The sequence below is a fragment of the Pseudomonadota bacterium genome, from assembly GCA_026390555.1.
In the GTDB taxonomy this organism is placed as follows: domain Bacteria; phylum Bdellovibrionota_C; class UBA2361; order UBA2361; family OMII01; genus OMII01.
On the sequence record JAPLFS010000032.1, the window covers coordinates 129,580 to 149,428 of the forward strand.

Annotated in this window: 17 protein-coding genes; 1 reads left to right on the forward strand and 16 read right to left on the reverse strand. The window is 52.3% G+C overall.

Translation table 11 applies throughout. The features are described from left to right. Positions 1–56: 56 nt before the first annotated feature. Entirely contained in the window at positions 57–800 is a 744-nt protein-coding gene (locus tag NTV65_04270) for an acyltransferase (protein MCX6114419.1), read from the reverse strand. 114 nt (positions 801–914) lie between these two features. On the opposite strand from NTV65_04270, the gene NTV65_04275 reads away from it, so the two are divergent. Beyond that, positions 915–1,472 carry an NADH-quinone oxidoreductase subunit B gene (locus NTV65_04275; protein ID MCX6114420.1) on the forward strand — a complete coding sequence of 186 codons (558 nt, stop codon included), beginning with the start codon at positions 915–917 and terminating at the stop codon, positions 1,470–1,472. On the opposite strand, the gene NTV65_04280 is transcribed toward NTV65_04275, so the two are convergent. From NTV65_04280 to katG, 15 genes are all read right to left on the reverse strand, one after another. Further along, the gene (locus NTV65_04280) at positions 1,456–3,099 is read right to left on the reverse strand and encodes a hybrid sensor histidine kinase/response regulator (GenBank protein MCX6114421.1); all 1,644 of its coding nucleotides are present in this window, start codon (positions 3,097–3,099) and stop codon (positions 1,456–1,458) included. The two genes, NTV65_04275 and NTV65_04280, sit on opposite strands and share 17 nt — an antisense overlap. After that, positions 3,096–4,433, reverse strand: coding sequence for a response regulator (locus NTV65_04285; protein ID MCX6114422.1), 1,338 nt, complete (start codon positions 4,431–4,433; stop codon positions 3,096–3,098). Before NTV65_04285 ends, NTV65_04280 begins: the two co-directional genes overlap by 4 nt. Beyond that, positions 4,430–5,044, reverse strand: coding sequence for a hypothetical protein (locus NTV65_04290; GenBank protein MCX6114423.1), 615 nt, complete (start codon positions 5,042–5,044; stop codon positions 4,430–4,432). Before NTV65_04290 ends, NTV65_04285 begins: the two co-directional genes overlap by 4 nt. A 12-nt stretch (positions 5,045–5,056) precedes the next feature. Further along, entirely contained in the window at positions 5,057–6,106 is a 1,050-nt protein-coding gene (locus NTV65_04295) for a hypothetical protein (protein MCX6114424.1), read from the reverse strand. After that, positions 6,084–6,905, reverse strand: coding sequence for a type II secretion system F family protein (locus NTV65_04300; protein ID MCX6114425.1), 822 nt, complete (start codon positions 6,903–6,905; stop codon positions 6,084–6,086). Before NTV65_04300 ends, NTV65_04295 begins: the two co-directional genes overlap by 23 nt. Beyond that, a complete protein-coding gene (locus tag NTV65_04305) occupies positions 6,906–7,739 on the reverse strand; it encodes a type II secretion system F family protein (GenBank protein MCX6114426.1) in 834 nt (277 codons plus the stop codon). A 10-nt stretch (positions 7,740–7,749) separates the two neighbouring features. Next, positions 7,750–9,069, reverse strand: coding sequence for an ATPase, T2SS/T4P/T4SS family (locus NTV65_04310; protein ID MCX6114427.1), 1,320 nt, complete (start codon positions 9,067–9,069; stop codon positions 7,750–7,752). Between the two features lie 2 nt (positions 9,070–9,071). Then, positions 9,072–9,965, reverse strand: a complete 894-nt coding sequence (cpaB, locus tag NTV65_04315) for a Flp pilus assembly protein CpaB (protein ID MCX6114428.1) — start codon at positions 9,963–9,965, stop codon at positions 9,072–9,074. A 34-nt stretch (positions 9,966–9,999) separates the two neighbouring features. Continuing rightward, complete coding sequence (locus NTV65_04320; protein ID MCX6114429.1) at positions 10,000–10,224, reverse strand: hypothetical protein; 225 nt, start codon at positions 10,222–10,224, stop codon at positions 10,000–10,002. A 96-nt stretch (positions 10,225–10,320) separates the two neighbouring features. After that, the gene (locus NTV65_04325) at positions 10,321–11,697 is read right to left on the reverse strand and encodes a hypothetical protein (GenBank protein MCX6114430.1); all 1,377 of its coding nucleotides are present in this window, start codon (positions 11,695–11,697) and stop codon (positions 10,321–10,323) included. 501 nt (positions 11,698–12,198) lie between these two features. Next, the gene (locus tag NTV65_04330; protein ID MCX6114431.1) at positions 12,199–12,945 is read right to left on the reverse strand and encodes a class I SAM-dependent methyltransferase; all 747 of its coding nucleotides are present in this window, start codon (positions 12,943–12,945) and stop codon (positions 12,199–12,201) included. Further along, positions 12,942–14,150, reverse strand: coding sequence for a BtaA family protein (locus NTV65_04335; GenBank protein MCX6114432.1), 1,209 nt, complete (start codon positions 14,148–14,150; stop codon positions 12,942–12,944). The genes NTV65_04330 and NTV65_04335 overlap by 4 nt, the downstream gene beginning before the upstream one ends. Before the next feature lie 11 nt (positions 14,151–14,161). Then, positions 14,162–15,346 (reverse strand): metallophosphoesterase, encoded by a 1,185-nt coding sequence (locus NTV65_04340; protein MCX6114433.1) that lies wholly within the window; start codon positions 15,344–15,346, stop codon positions 14,162–14,164. A 375-nt stretch (positions 15,347–15,721) separates the two neighbouring features. Beyond that, entirely contained in the window at positions 15,722–17,245 is a 1,524-nt protein-coding gene (locus NTV65_04345; GenBank protein ID MCX6114434.1) for a hypothetical protein, read from the reverse strand. A 471-nt stretch (positions 17,246–17,716) separates the two neighbouring features. After that, positions 17,717–19,849 (reverse strand): catalase/peroxidase HPI (katG, locus tag NTV65_04350; protein MCX6114435.1); only part of this gene is annotated, 2,133 nt, incomplete at its 5' end.

The window sequence follows — 19,849 nt, forward strand, 5'->3', positions numbered from 1 at the left end:
AAAAAAGGCCACAAAACAGAGAAGGGCTATCCAGCTTGCGGTGATGAGCCCCCTGACTACGGGGTCCGCACCTTTATAACTCTAGCTGGAGTGCCAACAGCAACCCCCCAATCCGGCACATCCTCCATAACAAGCGAGTGCGCTCCGATGATTGCGTGCTTCCCTATAGTGACACCATCTAGCACCGTTGCGCGCGCACCGAGCCAAGCGTGCTCGCCAATCTTAACCCCGCCCTGGATCTGCATCGGTGCTGAGATTAGGGCTGCTCCATCAACGCCCTCGCTGTGATTGCCTGGTCCGATGTAACAATAAGCCCCAATTAAAACGCTCTCGCCCAGCTCAACCCGTGAGTTCGTTGCAACTCGGCAGTACGAGCCAACGTTGCAGCCGGCACCGATAGTTATCGCGCCACCTTTAGCCGCTACAGTAGTAAAGCGCCCGATGCTTACCCTGTCATGCAGCTCGATTGAGCCCTGTGCGCCGCGCACATCGAGCGCCGCATAATCATCAATAAGAACCCCCTCCCCAATTGAGATCTGCTTCGGGACACGTATCGTAACGCCCCGGCCAAAGGCTGGGCGACGCCCACACCCCTTAAACAGGTGCGGATATAATATAGAGCGCGCGGCGAGTCCGGGCAGTCCGGGCAGATTTGCAAAGAGCCCCTGAATAAGCTCGTAGCTTATTAGGTGCAGGAGTGAGGCATCCCCCACCGCTAGCCGCCGATAGAGCTCAAAGGCCGATCTCGATGTATCGGAGAGCTGCTCCTGTTGGGGGGTCATCGCAGGGGGTGTATTCATAGGGGGTAAGCCCTTGAGGTTCCTATAAAGTGGCAGTCTATCAAGTTTATTTAAATAGATCATTAGCTTATCTGGCGGTAGCGATCTTTACAGGAACCCAGTATTATAGACGTTATGATACAAGCACCCGATCAATCCGGCTTCCTCACCACCACCCTTGAGAGCGCCCTCGGCTGGGCCCGCAAGTACTCCCTCTTTTCATATCCCTTCGTAACCGCCTGCTGCGGAATGGAGTTTATGGCCGTTAATTGCTCGCACTACGACGCCGATAGGTTCGGAGCTGCGCTGCCCCGCTTTACCCCCCGTCAAGCAGACCTACTCTGGGTGGTTGGCACGGTAAACCACAAGTTGGCCCCTGTGTTGCTGCGGGTATACGAGCAGATGACCGAGCCGAAGTGGGTGATCGCGTTCGGTGCGTGCGCCTCCTCAGGTGGTTTCTACGATAACTACACTACGGTTGCTGGGATCGATAAGATCCTCCCGGTTGATATGTATATACCCGGCTGTCCACCACGTCCTGAGACCGTTCTTGATGCGCTGATGCAGCTCCAGAAACAGATTCAGGATTCGAAACAACAGCTCGTCCCATCACAGGGCGGCAGACAGCCACACCCGGAGCTCCCACCGCTACTTGGGGCTCCGATCGACACCCGTCTTACAAGGCCTGTATAGCTAGAGATGCGCGCTCTAAAATCTCTGGCGCCAGCCACAGATCAAATTCATTCAGATCGAGCGGCTTAAGAAAAAATGCCTCTGCACCGAGCGCTGCTAGGCTGTAAAGTAGATCGTCGCAAGACTCTCCACTCACCACGCCAACCCTGCGTTTCATCCGGCTCTGCCGCAACGTGCGTAACAAGCGCTCTGCCCCGCCGTCCGGCATATGAGCATCACACAGTATGCGCCAGCTTTCATGCGCTACGATCTCTCCCATCGCGCCCTCAACCGAGGTAAAGGATCTCACCGAAACTCCGCGCGTTGCGAGCACCCGCGCTAGCGAAGCGCTCTGGTCTGGACAGTCATCGATAATAATCAGATTACTAGCATATGAAAGCTTAGAGCCGGAGTTGGCGGCGCGCCCCTTAGATTGCATCCCCACCGTGGCTGCGGAGAAGGCTCCCAGCCTTCGAAGAGTTACTTCTACGATAGCGCCACCCTGCTCGTTACTTAGCAGCCGCATAGTGCCGCCGCTCTGCTCAACCCGTTGTCTGGATGAGGTAAGGCCGAGGCCCCACCCAACCGCCGCCGCTATGGTCTCTTGCGCTATGTTCCCCTGTGTTCTTGCTACGAACTGATCAAGTACAGACTTAGGAAATCCGGGGCCGTTATCCTTAATTGCAATCTGCACATGGCCCGCTTTTACATCCTCTAGAACCTCAATCCTAATAACCCCCTGCTCGGAATGGCGAATAGCGTTACTAAGTATATTGGTCAGCACCCGTGCACAGTCGAGCTCTGAGATACAGCACGGTATCGGAGTAGTTGGTGTATCAACCGTTATTGAGAGTGAGCTCTGGCTTAGCTCCGGACCGAAGCGCCGCACCACCTGCGCGATAACGCTACACAGCTCACTATGGCCCTGCCGCTCCGCGCCTGCATTAAGGGCGTTCGGCGAGCAGCGTGAAAGCAGCTCCTCTAGGTAGTCGAGCTCGGCTAGCACAACGGGAAGATCCCCCTGAGAGGTGCTGTCTAAGCGAGAATTCTCAGCAACAAGGAGCTTAATAGCCCCCAGCGGAGCTCTGGCATCGTGCGCTATCGATGAAGCCTCTCGTAGCTGCATTTTAGCTCTATTAAGTGCCGTACTCTGCTCAGCCAAGGTCTGCAACACCGGCGCATAGGTAGCGAACCACTCTGATATCGTCCTTCCAATTTGACGCGCATCCTCTACGTGCCCTGCTGTAGCGGAGCTAACAAGACCTATCCACAGCGCGGCTTCTCCGGCTACTTCAATTGATGGTGGTAACGGTAGCCGCACTAATATGGAGCTTCTGTAGCGCGCATCTATAAACCTGGCGGAATCCAGGGCGTGATCCCTAACACGATAGGTAAGCTCTCGCCCGCCCTCCTCAACTAGGAGCCCAAGCAACGTTTCAGTTGGCAGCGCCAATTGCGGCTGCGCTCGTCCAACCATAGCGGAACCATCCGTGCGTCTGAATATAATAGCAAGTGCTGCGAACTGTTGCGGCACTACATGTCCAAGCTCCCACGCCATCCGTTCAAGCAGCTGCTCCATAGATGTCGTATTCGTCACGCTACAGTGCGCGAGCGCACGCCCAAGGGCTGCTCCACACCGTTCTATCATGCGGCCTCTTGCAATACGCCACCCCTGGTTAGTTTCTGGATCTGCGCGCTCAGCACACGCGGGTCCTTGGACTTAGAGAGAAAGGCTGCAGCACCGCTACTAAGCAGACTTAACTCTGCCTCTACATCCTCATCAGAGGTCAACATTACTACCGGAATAGAAGAGAAGCGCTCATCGCTCTTAACCCGCTGCAGAAAGTCCTTGCCGTTCATTAACGGCATATGTAGGTCGCAGATAATAGCTTTGGGACGAAAGGCCGTTGAGCTTGCGAGCTTCTCTAAAGCAACGGAGCCGTTCTCTGCAAAGCAGGGATCGAACCCATCCCGTTTAAGCAACCGCTCTATTACCCTACAAAACATGGGATTATCATCTATAACGAGGATCGGTATAGCGACACTCTTTTCAACTACTACGCTCAAAGCTGGAGCCTCTGCTACTTTTATCGGCACTACTTGCGCCGCACTCCGCGCTAGAGGTGCCGGTAACACGTCCTCTTGCCGCGGGGCAGGAAGTGTCACCTGCCTCTCATCACTGTTAGCGCCCCAGGAGAGTCTAAAATTTGCAGCGTTTCCAAGTGAGCGGATAAAGACCTCACGTTGCGAGATGGCCTTAGTTGTTCCCTCCTGCAGATGTAGATGACGCAGGAGGTGTTGGAGCGCTTCGCGATTAATTGAACCTACCCCTGTTTTCCCCTGCGGAGTTGTAAATTGATAGCGCGTTTTCTCGTCGTTAGTTATTAACTCTACTGCTTGCGCGCCGTGCAGCGCCGCTTCGCGCACCAGGATCTCTATCACCTTGGCGCTGATCTCATCCTGCTTCTTGCTGGACATAAAGTCTGCGTTCGCCTCACCCTCAGCGATGACCCGCTCGGCAGCATCGAGCGCCTTAGCGATCTCGGACCAGGGTGCAATTGAGATCTCCTGAGAACCATCATAGAGCGCTAACGCGCGCACCTCCGCTGGATCTACCGCCACAAAGCGCGCTGCCGCAGATTGCTCTATAACAACACTTACGCCCGCTTTGCGTAAGGCCGCAAGGATGGCGCGCGCCTCCGTTCCAAAGCCAGTCAGATCTGGCGCAACAACGTGCTCCTCAAACTCAAGCCCCATCTCACGCGCCGCTGCGCCTATAAACTCACGCTCGCTAACTCCAACCCAGGCCGCTGCAAGTACTCCCCACTGCCTTCTATCGTGCGAGGACGCAACTACTTCGCGCATAACTGAGCCGGAAACTAGGCTTCGCATGGCCTTAACAAGGGATGGCAGCCGTTTAGTATCCTCGCTCTTTTTTCCTCTCAGCCGCACGTTCTTAAACGCTGTCAGGATACGCTTCATAGGGTTACCTCTCTTCGTGGAAAAGACACATGTGCAAATTCGATCTGCTGTTTTTCAAATAAGGTATGAACGTGTGAGAATTCTCCTCCGATCGCAACACCTATCAACACGATACGCTCTACGTAGCCTGCGCTCAGATTAGAGCCTTCAATCGGCACTCCGATACGACCCTTTAGCGCTTGAGTAAGCATCCCGTTAAGAACATCCGTTAGAGCTATAGCTCCCTGTGATTGGCACGATTCGAGTTCCCGGGTTCCTACCAATCCTGTGTCAGCCCGCACCCCATATACCCAGTAACAGGCGCGCGATGAGATCTGTTCGGCGTGAAAGACGTTCGCCCTGGCCTCTGCTCTTCCGCTTACGGCCATCGTTGTAACGATCCGTTCAAGCTCAACGTTATCAACATTAAAACTTCCGCCGCTCCCATCAGAGACCCAGCGTAGCCCCGGCGCAGCGCTCTCTCTCAGGAGCGCCTCGGGTAGGATGCTTACGATCCTCTGATCGTGCACAAAGATGCCGAGTGAGGCGGCAAAAATAAAGCAGGGCAGCAGGACGCTGCTCCACACAGCCGCTTCCAGTACCGCTATTCCGTTTTCAGATCTGAGCCGCATGCTCTACACACCTTAAAATACAAGTACAGTTTTCTCACCAATTCGGCCTACAACGGCCGCCATAAGTAGCGGGCCTGCTATCTCCTGGGTGGTGGTCGTTATTGATCTTAGTGCTACCCCATAAGCTTCCTGACCCGGTACAACTGACACATCTGGCGTCTGCTCCATTCCATCGGAGTCAATCAGGAGATGAATTCCTATAACCTTGGCCAGCATCCCTCTTAGTTTTTCGTCGAGGACCGTAAAGATGGTGCGCGCATGCGCATAGCTCGCCGGATTGCCCCCCTGTTGAATGAACACAACCGCTCTCGCTTCGGCTGTAATTGAAAAAAGCGTAGCGCGCGCCGCCTCAACAACCCCATGTGCAACCTCTTCCGAAAGATAACTTGCTGCGCTGCCGGACAAGCTCGCCGTATCAAAGGGAAGATCTGCGTTACGATCCCTACAATGCTTTAAAAAGTCTCCACTCCATGCCGGGTCCAAGACCTGCACCGCATACGCATCCCCCGGCACAACTGCAACGCTTACCTGTTTTGAGCCCGCAGCTAGAAGACTCTGGGTTAGGGCGTCAACGAAGGTTTGCAAAGCCTTTAGCTTAGCATCGCTACATCCCTCAGCAGCATCGAGCACCGTTCGATCGAGAACGATTAGCGTCGCCGAGTCCACCTTGCGTACCCGTGCGCTAACACGAACCGGTAGAACAGTAAATTTTTTGCCACTTAACCTTTCAAATAGCTCGCCAAATATCCCGCGGTATCTGGCCTCTACCCTCGTCTGGCTCTGTAGTACGGTCTTTGTGGTAGTAACCTTCTCTATCTCAACGAAGTTACTTAATCGATTGAGGTGCGTTCGTATCATCCCTTGAGTATCGCTCGCTGATAAGCGCTTGGTGAGGCTGGCCCTGGTGTCGTTATCGACGACCTGTTGAATATCATCATGCACACCGAAGAATTGGGTCAGCTCTATACCAAGGCACGAGAATAATAATAGGAGTGGAAGTACTACCACTATAAATAGGAGCGAGACCGAGCCCCTGTTGTTACTGTTGTTGCTGCGCGACATGGGCCACCCTCGCTGTAATAGACCCGACCTGCATAAGGGGCACCGTTAAAAAGCATACGATCAGCCCAGCAAAGGTCAGCACTAAGGGTAGGACCGCCTTAACCGGCAACTTCGCTATCTGCTCCTCTATTGATTCCTGATACTGCACCTGCGTGGCGTCACTGAGCTCTCTAAGGGGTCGCACGATCTCGCCCCCCTGCCTGTAGGCAAGCCCTAGATGAACGAAGGCGTGTCGCAAGGAGGGGCTCAGCGCCTGCCCTGAGACGGTAGAAAATGCGTCTTCAACCGGCATTCCAGCATCGGAGAGCTCTACTACCTGCGCCATAAGCATTGAAACAGGATCGCTGCTCTGGCGACTAGCCTCAGCCAGAGCCGGTATAACGTCGAGACCTGCTCCAACCGCCATTACAACCCGCTCCATCGCGGTCGGAAGATGAAACTCAATTCGTCTGATCTGTTTTTCACGCTGGCCCTGTGCGCGCACCCTAAAGAACATCTCGCCGGCTAGTGCTCCAAGCGCTACGTAGAGCAGCTCTGCAATACCAGAATTAGCGCCGATCAGTAGGCGCCCAGTAATAAATATACAAGCCCCAACCACCCAAGCATAGTAGCGCTTAGCGGGGTATTTTGTTTGCGTTGTATGGGGCGGCCTGCGCTTAGCGACTACTGGCTTGGCTTCAGATAGTAACTCGGTAGCGATCCCTTGCGTTATGGCTATTCGATAAGACCAGGCACAAAGCAACGCGCCCGATACGATTACGAGCAAACAGAACCAGAATGAAATAGTCTGTGGAATCATTTATAGCTTCTCTTCTTTGCCCATAGACATCATCCAGACTACGCCCAGAGAGATTAAACACACGCCGCCAATCATTAACTTACTACCAATTGGATGCGCCCACGCTATGGTAATCCCAGCTCCGTTCATCACCGCTTGAATACCGCCTATAGCGGTTGCGCAGAATGCTATGCCGATCGCGGACATGCGGTGCATAGCGAGTGCCGCGCGCGTTTTTCTTCGAAACGATTGGCGCTGGCGCACGACTCTGACGATACGGTGCAGCGGATCAGCTAACGATGTACCGTGCCGCCTAGAGAGTGTCAGGCACCGTTTAAAGAGCTCCAGATCTGGATTTGCGATACTACTCATAAGGTCTCGCACCAGAACCTCTTCATCTGCTCCGGCGACAAGATCCCTGTTAAAGCGTCCTAATTCACGCGCTATGGTCGAGGTTGGCGGAAAGAACTCCTCTGCAGCCGCGAGCGCTGAAAGGGGATCTATACCTGCCCGCACCGAGGATGCCACAGAGGTTAAGAGTGCGGGCAGGTCTCGCTCTAACTCATCCGACCGTTGTCGAGCTCTGCGTCTGACCGCCATTACGATCGCTAAGCATCCGGTGATAAGCGCAGGAACACTGCTGAGCCACCCTATAAACAGACCACAGATAACGGCGCCGATTACAACTACGCCGCAGTAGCGAAGAATTAGCGCAGGCTGCATATCTGCCTGCGCTAAGATGCGCGCATAAGAGCTCCGAGCACTCGGGCGCAGCGTGACCTGCGGCTCCCTGCGATAACTCCCGAAGGAGCTTACAAGGGTTTGTATGATGGAGCGGTCTCGAGATCTTAGCACTGCTTACTCATTACCTCTTTAAAGATTTCGCCGCCTCACGGTATGAAACCTCAACCGGTAGATCGAGCGTTTCACCGAGGGAGGAAAAGACAAAATTAAATGGGGGCTTCTCAAGCTTATCCCTAAAGGCGCTAATTCTACCTGCAACCACCCATGCTGGCTGTCCGTTTATAATCCTGTAGGCAAAGATCTCCCGTTGTCGCAGAACCCCATCGGCAACGGGGCCGAGTTCACGCACTTCTACGATGCGGCGTTGGCCGGTGGCCCTGCAAACGTCTACGACAACAACGATCTGCACCGCCGTAACTACCTGCGCTCCCAGTAGCGCTCTGTCTGCGCTACGTTGTGCGCGCGCTAGAAAGAGCTCAAGACGGGTAACAGCATCGAGCGCGCTACGCCCGTGTAACGTTGAGAGTCCGGAGTGACCGGAAGCGCATACGTCCACGAACGCTTCAGCCGCCTCTGAATCACGGATCTCACCAAATATAATGCGGTTCATCGCCATACGCATGCCGGCGCGAATACATTGCGCGGGAGAGACCCGGCCGGTGCCCTCAAGATTCTCTTCGCGGGTGGTCATGTAACGCACATGCGGATGATCTAGTCTGATCTCAGGGGTGTCCTCAATTACAAGTACAGACTCATCGTGTGGAATCGTAGCTGCAAGCGCTCGTGCTAGGGTGGTCTTGCCGGTGCCCACCTCCCCTACCACCAGGATCGTTCGTCCGATCCCTATAATGGCCGCCAGATAATCCATAACCGGTTGCGGAGCGAGTCCGGCCTGCACCAGGTCATTAACGCTAACGGAGGTAAACCTATTAATTCGAATCGTAAGATATGGACCCTCCTCGCATAGCGAGCGATGCACAGCGTGTATCCGCACTAGGGAGCCCACCATGCCGTCTGCTATCGGTTGCTTAGTTGAGTAGGAAGTTCCGGCTCGATGCAGCAGCTTTTCAACGTACGCTTCGTATGCCCGCTGATCGGAGAATCTTAGCTGGGTGCGAATGCTGCGCCGTCCCTGCTGAACAGCTATCTTGCTGCAACTTGAGATAATAATATCAGAGATCCGGGGGTCATCTATTAGGGGCTGTAGGATACCGAAGGTACGAACATCCCCCTCAAGGTGCGTCAGAACCTCATCACGCTCAAAACTTGATAGCTCAATGCCGATGCGCGCAGCTACCTCGGAGACATTTGCAGCGAGATCGATCGCTGCATCCCCATCCCGTTGCCATGCAGTGGCTCGGCGCACCTCGCTTAATACGTGCGAGAGCACCGGAGAAAGCGCTGGGGTGCTTGGTGCCTGCGCATCGCCTGGCATACTCATACTCACCTATGCCCCTGTCCGAGCAGAAATCCGGCCGGCAACTCATCTGCAGGCAGCCAACTTCCGTTAATCAGTGCAAAGCGGCGCGCATCATCCCCCTCTCCAACTAAAACAACTCCCTGAACCTTCAGGTTCTCGTTAGCGGCGCCTGGTTCCTCCAGGTCCTCTGAGGAGAAGTGTGTATCACGCCAGCTCCCTGAGTCGCGGTTACTGCGCAGAGCGAAGGCGATCTTACCCATCGGCACGGCGGTGTTGATTGCAAGACACTGCTCCTGAGTAACGAGCAACGTTACAGTGCTCGGTATGGGCGCGGTTCCAGAGGCATCCATGGGTGCTAGCGAGCGCTCGGCCGATATAACCTTAACCTGCTCGGCAACAACTGTAGTGCGATTTTTTTCGATCAATAGCACATCGACAACCGAGCCGCTGCGAGCCCAACCCTCGACCGCCGCCGTTGCATCAACTCGCACCGTCATGGCTCGCATCCCGGGCGGAATGCGCCCAATAACGGGATTCGTAGCCTCATCGGTTGAGCCGATGTTTTCGCTTAGGATCGGCAGCCCGCCTGGAAGCGCCACAAGAGCAACGCTATCCTTAATATCATCTAGCTTGCGCACAGCTCCGCGTGGCAACTGGTGCTCCGGATATTTCTCAAACCTGATAGCAACATCGCGCATAAATATGCCTGCCGGTACCGGGCGCTCCGGTACCGGCACCTCCACGACATTAAACTCAGGCACAAAGGCGCGTGGCCGCTCGTCCCTCAACTCAGATGATTGTCCCCTGCCTGCTACAAAGGCAGCACCGACCAGGCCAGCTCCGAATACAACGAAGCCAAGCACCGTTCCGGCAGCTGAATAGCGCCGCAAGTCTGAGCGAGATACACGAGCAACCACGATCTACCTCCTGAGTTTAAGACTAGAGTTAAGACTACTGCACTACCTCGCCAGCTCTGGTCGTCGCCCAACCACCAACGGCGGTAAGCAGCGTATTAAGATTGCCTCCGAGAGCGCTTAGCGAGGTCCACAAAATGCCTGTGATAATGGCCGCACCAGCACAATACTCAAGCAACGTGTAACCACGCTCCTGATTTACCTTTACCTGTGCCGCTACTAGTACCTTTAACATCGCCGTTGCAATTGCCTTTACCATCATTTACTCCCTAGTCGTGGGCACCCCGAACGTGCGCAATTATATTAAGTATCTCTCCTAACGCCCAACACCAGAAACGCCGCGCTTAATGCGCAGCAGCTATCCGAGCAAAACCGGTTTTGATACAAGCTCTCCCTGCTCTAAAAGATTCTCGGTGAATCCAAGAGTAAGTGAGTTGTATGACCTAGTACTTGCTCCTACCTGCCGTCCTGATGTCAGAGCTGCCTCCCCCTTTCTCCCCCGCCAGAGGCTCTTGACGAAAGTTCGTCCGAGCTCTCTACACATCACCCAACCACGCTCTAAGGCCCCATCCTGCGCGGTGTGCTGTGCACTACCGCTCAGTTCTGGATCTACAAGCATTGATGAGAGATGCCGACGGAGAAATCTATATGGGGTGTGCCCACTGCACGGCCAACGCGCAGCACGTGCGGAGTGCGGCACGGCGTAACACTCAAAGGAGCGCCCTACAACGGAGATCACCTCACGTTTAAAGAGAGTACTTGATGCCGAAACACCCCCGCTATCATTTAGTACGACCTTTAATTGTGATTCAGGTCTTAGGTATCCCGCTACAACTGAGAGCGCCTGTCGGCTGGCAAAAGCTCCGGCCGGATCGCGATTAATAACGAAAACAACCTCATTGGCCGCCTGATAGAGTGAGTGTCGCGCTGCTGCAAGCAGTGAGGAGGCATCGACAATAACCTTATCGTGCAGAGTTGTCAGGGTTTCAAGCACCGCGATAAAAGCCCTCGATGCCTGCGGACTAACTAAGACCGAATCATCGCTTCCAGCCGGTGGTGGGACACACATTAGGCGCGACTCATCTGCCCAAACCTCACGCGCGCACTCTGCAACTGTCTCACTCGTTACAACCCGTTGTTGCTCTATAAGGATACGTAGCGGCTCGTTTACATGCGGCTTGACCCGCAAAAAGCGCGTTAGATCGTGCGACATAACGTCGCAATCAACGATACATACCCGCTCCTTCTTCGAAACCCAGCCCTCTGCCAAACCGGCGGCAACAAAGGTAACTCCTACACCTCCGCGAGCTGAGTCAACGACAATCAGGCGTCCCCGTTTTTTGTGTCGCATGCGCCTCTGTAGAAGCACAAGGCGCCTAAAGAACTCATCGCTCGTTGCGGTATCGACTAGGACATCATCGACTCCGAGACGGCCTAGCTGCTCTATTGTACCGAAGGAATAGGTACGAGAATCAACAACACACAGAATTAGTTTATCGCTTAGCTCCTGCCGAAGGGTCGTAATGTATGCTGCGTCGCATGCGATTAGCTCCGGTCCAACAACGCACACATCCAGCGCTCCGTGGAATCGAACCTCCTCTGGAGAGAGTAGGTGTAGGGATACGCGTGGGGTAGAAACTCGGCTTTCTGGTGAAACCCAGGCCCAACGTTCAACGAGCGAGGCGAGATGCCTACGAGCTGATGCGCTAAGGTCTACTATACCGAGTTCAATCATCGGGCCTTTAAGAGACTTGTTTCAAGCAGGAGTCTCGCCTTACCCGGGGGTGAAGCAAACTTTTAAGCTCTTAGGGAAAGGGAAGGTAGCATGAGAGTGCAAAATCTGTTCCGAGTTTTTTTTATATTTGTAACTTTAAGTAACTATTCACCCTTTAGTATAAGAGAGTACTCCGAGCAGCGCTCACTAAGGGGTGAGGCTCTGCCTCGGATCAAATGCTCGCAAAGAGGTATTCGATCTTCCTATGTTCAAACTCTCGCATGTCAATCTGCCACTAACCTTGTGCAAACAAACAGTAATTAACACATAAATGGGTACTACTACCCACTCGAAACCCGGATGAGCCTGTAGGAATTATTGTTTTTGTTGGTTATTTCGGTACGCTGCAAACTATCTGTGATGCGGCGCTGAGAGTGCCGCCAGCAGGTTCTCTTTGAAGCAAGGTTACCTATCCAACCTGGTCGAATCTTCAGGAAAGAAGAAAAGGACCTGCAGCTCTGATCAGACTAAAAGCGGCTTTCTTCCCACAAACAGGTAATATGGGGCTTTTAGGCCCGGAAGGTACGGTACTTTACCCTTCCGTTCGTCGAGCCGAACCATCTCAAAGAGACGACCTAGGTACGTGAGGTGGTCCGGGTTGAGAAAGACGTTGCTGTAGCCAAACCACGCGGGCCAGAAATTCCTGTAAAATCCGGAATGCCGAACCATCCCATCGTTTGGCCACTTATCAGATACATAAAAATCAACGACTCCAATATAACCTCCTGGCTTCAGCATGGCGTAGGCATTTTCTACGGCATCAAACCAATTCGGTACCATGGTAAGTGAGTACGAAAAGGTAACGGCGTCAACAAGGCCTTCAGCCGGAGCGTATGTTGTCACATCAGCGAGTCGTGTTTTTACATTTTGCCATCCCTTGCTCCTAATACGTTGGTCCGCGATATGTAGTAGTGACGAGCATAAATCAACGACGGTCACAGAGGCCGCTGACTCCAATCGCTCTCCGAGCCACTCTATATTTCGCCCGGTCCCTCCCCCCATATCAACGAGAGTTCCGTTAACTGGCATTGGGATGGCCCGCATCAACTGCTCACGCCCATGCAGGAGGCGATCTCGAAAAACGTCGTAGGTAACACTCTGCTTGGCATAGAACGTGTCCAGCCTGTCACTCTGACTATCTCCGTATCTCTTCGGGAGAGTAAGTTGCAATAAGGTTTTACACTCGTGAAATAAAACGCTTGTGTTCATTTCTCTGGTAAATCCACTATGTGAAAGCTTGCGTAAGTATGAACCCGGTCAGAGGGGTGCAGAGAATTGGCAAGATCACGCTGCTGGAGAAGGAGCCCCCCTAAAGGATAACGGGAACCTAAGAAGTCAACAGCCAGGTGGTCGAGGTATGTTACGTCGAGGGCGGCGCTACGATAAATTACCCGCGCCTTCGACGTGGCCTGAAAGAGTATGGCGTTCCACTCACGAACTAGCTCTTGAGGCTTATGAGTACTTATCCAATCCATATGATCAAGGAGTACGAACCGAGAGAACCGAAGGTCGGTCTCTTCAAGGATTTTGGCGACCGTTCCAGTGTGGATGTGAAGGTCGGAGACCCGCCGCTTAAGTAGATCGAAATTACCCTCTTTCACATACTCAGGTCGGCAATCGTGCGGGTACCGCCCTTCCATGTATACCCTATAAAAGTAATTATCTCTGAATCGAAGTTTCGTGAGAACTGTTTCTAAACTATTCTCGATATACTTCGGGACTCCTCCGGGATACTGCATAGTCATCTGCTCTTTTTGGGCGCGCGGAACTCCCATTAGATTCATGGTTAGATCGCGGCTAATCAACCACTCTATCCATCGGGTCCACAATCGGGGCTTGATCTCATCGTAATAGATCTGTGATTGCTTCGCTAAAGAATCGGCGTTAACGAGGTCTTCAAGAGGTTTTTGAAGAGCCTTAACTCGAAAGAGATTCGTTAAGAGGAACTTCGCGAGAAACCCCGAGCATCCACGATAATAGAATGAATCGCGCCAGCCGGTCCCGCTAAAGAAATAAATATATTTGTCCCAATACGCGCGCGCGCCTTGGCTTAACATCGGACGAAGGATGCTCTGATACACGGTTAGCGCTCGATCATGCCTCCCGTGACCAAAAAACATCTCGAAATCAGAGTACTCTAGGGTCATGGCAGCGGCCCGCTTTAATTCCAATAGCGCATTTTGGATAAAGTTCATGTCAACAGCATGCACCTCCCCACACCCTGCCAGGAGGTAGTCCAAGGCATTGCAGCCCGCGCTACTTATAACGAGCAGGCGATCCTTTTCTGAAAGATCTAATGCAACCCTATCAATCGCGGGATCCTCCCAACAGGTGTTGTACACCAGATTGTTGCGATGAACCCAAGAGAACACTCGATTTGCTACCGTGTCGGATATCTTTTGAACACCGAGCATCTATCCTCCTTTTAGACTGCACCCACCGGAGGAGCGGCGTAAAGGGAGTGTATCGCTACTCCGGGTGGGTGCCGCAGCCCTCTAAAAGGCACGTAGTACCTAGCTAGGCCGGGATGAACAAAAGAAAGAGTTCGATTACTCAAAACGTCCCACTGTTTGGTATGTCCATTTATGTTGTCGCAGTATCCCCACATACGCATGAGACTTGCGCCATCAAATATCTTTAGCTCTCCCCAATGCGTATGGCCCGAGAGGATGAGGTCGATATCGGCTGGAAAATCCCCTCGAATAGCGTCGAGATTATGAGTCAGGACGATGTTAATAGCATCTTTATCTATTGTTTTTGGTGGAATCGGATCTCCGAAATATGCGTCGTCAACTCCAATAATATTGAGGGAGGATCTTCCAATTTTTAAACTAACGTGATGATTATTGATGTCATTAAACCCCACTTCCTCCAGTTGCTTGCTAATAATCGCTGGCATATGCCCGTGATAGTCATGGTTCCCGTACACCATAAACGACTGGGGGCACACATCACTCATCCGATGAAGTTGTCGCAAGGCCTCTTTGTTCAGGTCCTCTGGCGAGCGAGTAACAACGTCGCCCGATAGTAAAATTAAATCTATCCTTCTCTTTCCTGATTCCAGGAACTTGGCGACTTGGGCAAGCTCTTCGCACGGCCGTGCACAACCTTTTAAGAAATGAATGTCAGAGAGATGAAGAATAGTTAATCCGTGAAGATCGTTCGGCAGCTTTTGAATTGGAACATCATACTCGTAAACCGAACTCCAACGAGTAAGAGGCCACCTATGCTCGCTTAAGCCTACATTTCGTTTAATAGCCTGCCGAGAGGATAAGTCCACCCCGTCCTTAAAAGGCTTTCGGAAAGGAGTTCGTTCCTGACTTGGAACGGACTGGTCGCGCCGATCAGGAAGATCCTGCGACGCCGGCGCCCATGGACCTTCGATTAGATTCAAAAAACGTTCACCTAACGTCAGCGGCGCAAGAATTCGCGACTTGAGCTCCCTTGCTTTCAGCAGCTGCTCTTGCAACAGCTGATTAAAGTCGATGCGTGGCAAAGTGAAATTGGATAAAGTCTCTACAACTTTCCCCATTCGCTCCTTACGATCAACATCGCTGACTTTGTCGAGTGACCTTGAATCAAGAAAAGTTGAGTCGGCGGTAGTCTGCATACCCGGACTATCTACCGTGGAAATGTCTAGAGATAGTTAATATGAGTTAGGGATTTGTAAGAATTTTGTTCAGGGCTGCGAAGATCAATTCACTTTCCGTAGGTAGCCGATCTGTAGTAGCGACATTATATTAGTGCCCCTTAAGTGGCCGAATGCTGTATGGATGTTGTTTTTATCGACCCAGACTACCGTTTCAATATGCCAGCAGAGCACGAGAGAAAAAGCTATGTAGCCCAAAATAGCTTGGCAGCTACACATCCCCTATCCCGTCATTGAGGAAATAAAGCTGTAGGGATATTAATGAATTTGGGATAATGGGCCAGAAGTGACTCCGTACCAATGATCTACGATCTACTTTAAAATATCCGGTGACCCTTACTTCAAGGCTTCTAGGATCCTAGCTCGGATAGCTTTAGCTGAATTAAACTCTTTGTTCTCGACACCTGGGCGCGTAAGGGGAATTTTAACGACACGATCACTACCCTTTACAACGTGCAATTCAACCGGCAGCGAATGCACGCCACCCAGCTCTATTAGCCCATCTCCAACGGTTACCGAAACCTGATCGCGAAACAATGGGTCCTCAACCGTAACGGTAGGAATCTCAGCATAGAGCAACACGAGCGGCGCGGTTCCAGTGCCCTTATCGCAGTCCAGCCTCACACTCGTTTGGTCCTCCCCGGCAGACCTGGTCATATCGATTACAGGAGACCCAAAGAGCTGCACCGAGAGACTACGGATGTGACCAACCTTTATGAGCGCTCCGTTTAATGAGTGAATTTCAACGCTGCCCGATGAAAGAGTAAGTGCTTCATGCTCTGCCGTAGTCGCTGCCCTGGTGATGAGTGCGAGATCTCCCTGTGGAGCAGTTTGAGAGCTCGGCGTCTCAAATTTTGAGAAGTCGGGCTCCGTAATAAGAACTTGGGGCGAGTTGTTCTCCACAAGCCGCGGAGCAAACTTCGCGTACGATAGCGTGATACCGCTCTTGTCAAAGAGAAATATAGAGCTTGTTGACCGACCAACGCCCCGCGCATCCAATCCAAAAGAGGCCACAGATACCTTTCCACTCTCAGCGTGCGCTTCGCGAATAAAGAGCCCAGGACTTTCAAGTTTTGCCCATACTTTCAGAAACTCGGGTATCTTTTCCGTAGGAATTAAATCTCGAATGGTGATTGGCGGCGCCTTATTAATGAGCTTGTTGAGGGCAGCTATTTCCTCATCGATCGGGCCAAGACGGCTCCTCTCCGTACTTTCAAGCCGCGCGGATAACCCTTTCGCCTCCTCCAGGTGGTGCCTCTGTAAGGCGATCTCGCACGCATCGTTTGTCAATTCATCACGTACTGTATTGAGACGCTTTTTAAGCACGCAAACGGCAGCCTGCCTGTCCTCCTCGGTTTTTAACTCGCGTGCAACGGAAGGATCTTTTAAGATTCGCTCGATTGAGGTCGCGAGCTTGCGCTCCTCTTCGAGCCCCGGCTGCAGCTCTCTCTCTAGGTATTCAATACTATACTCAATCGCTACGACAGCACTCTTTTTGGTTATCTCGTCGCGCCTCCTTTCAAGGGTAACAACGTCCTCCCGTAAATCCTGCTGCACCGCTTTTTTGAAGATCTCCTCGCGTGAGAACGAAGAAAACTGCGCGACTAGATCGAGACGAGGAGAGGGTTCTTTCTTACCGCTCTGAAGCCGATAGATGAGAAATGTCACATCGAGTCCGAGCTGATCCTCACTACCACGGAACGCTCTATCGTTCGCATACTGCCCCTCTGTTCGTGTAAGGGAGTCGTTAAAAGCCTTCCATAAATGCCTCTGCTCACGCTGAGCAGTCACTGAGTAATCCTCCGCTTTTTTAACTATAGCAGGGGGCACTGGCACCTTTTCTGGTGGTGGAAGTTGCATACGGCGATCCTTGGCACTGACTATACCTGTAGAAGATGTTATGAGCCTTTTAGTACTGGCTGTGCTCTATAAAAGAAAACCCGCTAAAAAGGGCTAGAAATTAAGGATAGTAAGATCAATTTACTTTCTGCAAGTATCTGATCTGTCGTAGCGACATTACAACAGAGCCACTTAGGTGGGGGGAGGTTGTGGGGATGTTGTTTTTTATCGACCCAGATTACCGTTTTCAACCTGCCAGCAGAACACGAGAGGAAAAGCTACCTAGCCCAAAATAGCTTAACAGCTACTCATCCCCCCCATTCCGTCATCAAGGAAATAAAGCGGCCCTTAGAAGTCATTAGGTGACAGCTTGCAAGAGTCACAGGAGGAAAGTTCCTTGGTAGCCTGCGAAGTAGAGGTATCGATCAACTTTGGGATAGTGGACCAGAAGTGACCCCGTACCAATGATCTACAGTTTTTAACGCTGCTTCTTTATTTGTCGAAGCGGTCGAGATTCATCACCTTCGTCCATGCCGCAGCGAAATCGCGCACGAACTTTGCTTTCGCATCGTTTTGAGCGTAGACCTCTGAGATTGCACGCAATTGCGAGTTTGATCCAAAAATCAAGTCGTTGCGTGTACCTGTCCAGACGACTTTGCCAGTCTTGCGATCGCGACCCTCAAACAACTCTTCGGATTTGTCTGTTGGATGCCACTCAATGTTGATGTCAGTCAGCGCGACAAAGAAGTCGTTACTAAGAACGCCCGGCGTCTTGGTGAATACACCATGATTTGAACGGTTGTAGTTGGCATTCAACGCCCTCAAGCCACCGACCAGTACTGTCATTTCTGGAGCACTAAGTGTGAGTAGGCTAGCCTTCTCGAGCAACAACTGCTCTGTTGTCTGAGCGTGCCCAGTACGCATGTAGTTGCGGAAACCATCAAAAGTTGGTTCTAGCACTGCGAAGGAATCAGCATCGGTCTGTTCGGCCTTTGCATCGCCGCGACCTGGCAAGAACGCCACTTCAACGGTTACTCCGGCGTCTTGCGCAGCCTTTTCAACTGCTGCGTTTCCGCCAAGAACAATCAGGTCTGCAATCGAGAATCCCGTTTCTGTGCTCAGCGCTTCATAGATTTCGAGAGCCTTCGCTAGTTCGGTTGTGTTGTTTGCTTCCCAGTTTTTCTGAGGTGCTAAACGAATGCGTGAGCCGTTTGCACCGCCACGCTTGTCTGTGCCTCGGAAAGTTGAAGCCGATGCCCATGCGGTAAAGACAAGCTCTGAAATCGAAAGCCCACTTGCTAGGATTTTCTTCTTCAGATTTGCAACATCTATTGCCGTCGGCACTTTGCCTGGCTTCGGAACTGGATCTTGCCAAATCAGATCTTCCTTTGGCACTAAGTTGCCCAAGTAGCGGGCCTTTGGCCCCATGTCGCGGTGATTAAGTTTGAACCAGGCGCGCGCAAAAGCATCGGCAAACTTGTCAGGGTTTGCATAGAAATCTTTCGAGATCTTGAGGTACGCAGGATCAAACTTCAGCGCGAGATCTGCTGTCGTCATGATTGGTGCATGAGTTCGTGAAGAATCATGCGCATCTGGCACAGTGCCAGCCATCGCTCCACCTTTTGGTATCCACTGCTGTGCACCTGCTGGGCTCTTGGTTAACTCCCATTCATTCTCAAGCAGAATTTTGAAATATTCGTTATCCCACTGGGTCGGGTTGGTTGTCCAAGCGCCTTCGATACCACTGGTAATTGTGTCTACACCACGACCTGAATTCATTGAGTTCAACCAACCAAGACCCATTGTTTGGATTGGTGCAGCTTCGGGTTCTGGCCCGACATATTTATTTGGGTCTCCAGCACCGTGTGCTTTACCGAATGTGTGGCCACCTGCAACGAGTGCGACGGTTTCTTCGTCGTTCATTGCCATGCGTGCAAATGTCTCTCGAATGTCGCGTGCAGAAGCGACTGGATCGGCCTTACCGTTTGGACCTTCTGGGTTGACATAGATCAAACCCATTTGAACTGCGGCCAACGGATTCGCAAGTTTGCGATCACCTGAGTATCGCTCATCGCCGAGCCAAGTTGTTTCTTTCCCCCAATAAGTGTCGTCTGATTCGTAAACGTCTGAGCGACCGCCTGCGAAGCCGAACGATTTGAAACCCATCGACTCGAGAGCGACATGCCCGGTGAGGATCATTAGGTCGGCCCAGGAAATTTTGTTGCCGTACTTTTTCTTAATCGGCCAAAGTAGGCGTCGTGCCTTATCGAGGTTGCCGTTATCTGGCCAAGAGTTGGTTGGTGCAAAACGTTGCATCCCTGCGCCACCGCCACCACGACCATCTTGAATACGATATGTACCAGCCGCGTGCCACGCCATGCGGATAAAGAATGGTCCGTAATGGCCGTAGTCAGCTGGCCACCAGTCTTGTGAGTCTGTCATCAAGTCGGTGAGATCTTTAACCACGGCGTCGAGATCAAGTGACTTGAACTCTTTGGCATAATCGAAATCGGGATCCATCGGATCGCCAACTTCTGGATTGTTGTGAAGGACTCTGACATTGAGTTGATTTGGCCACCACTTTGCATTTGTGGTGCCCATGTTTGCCGATGTGATTGCTCCGCC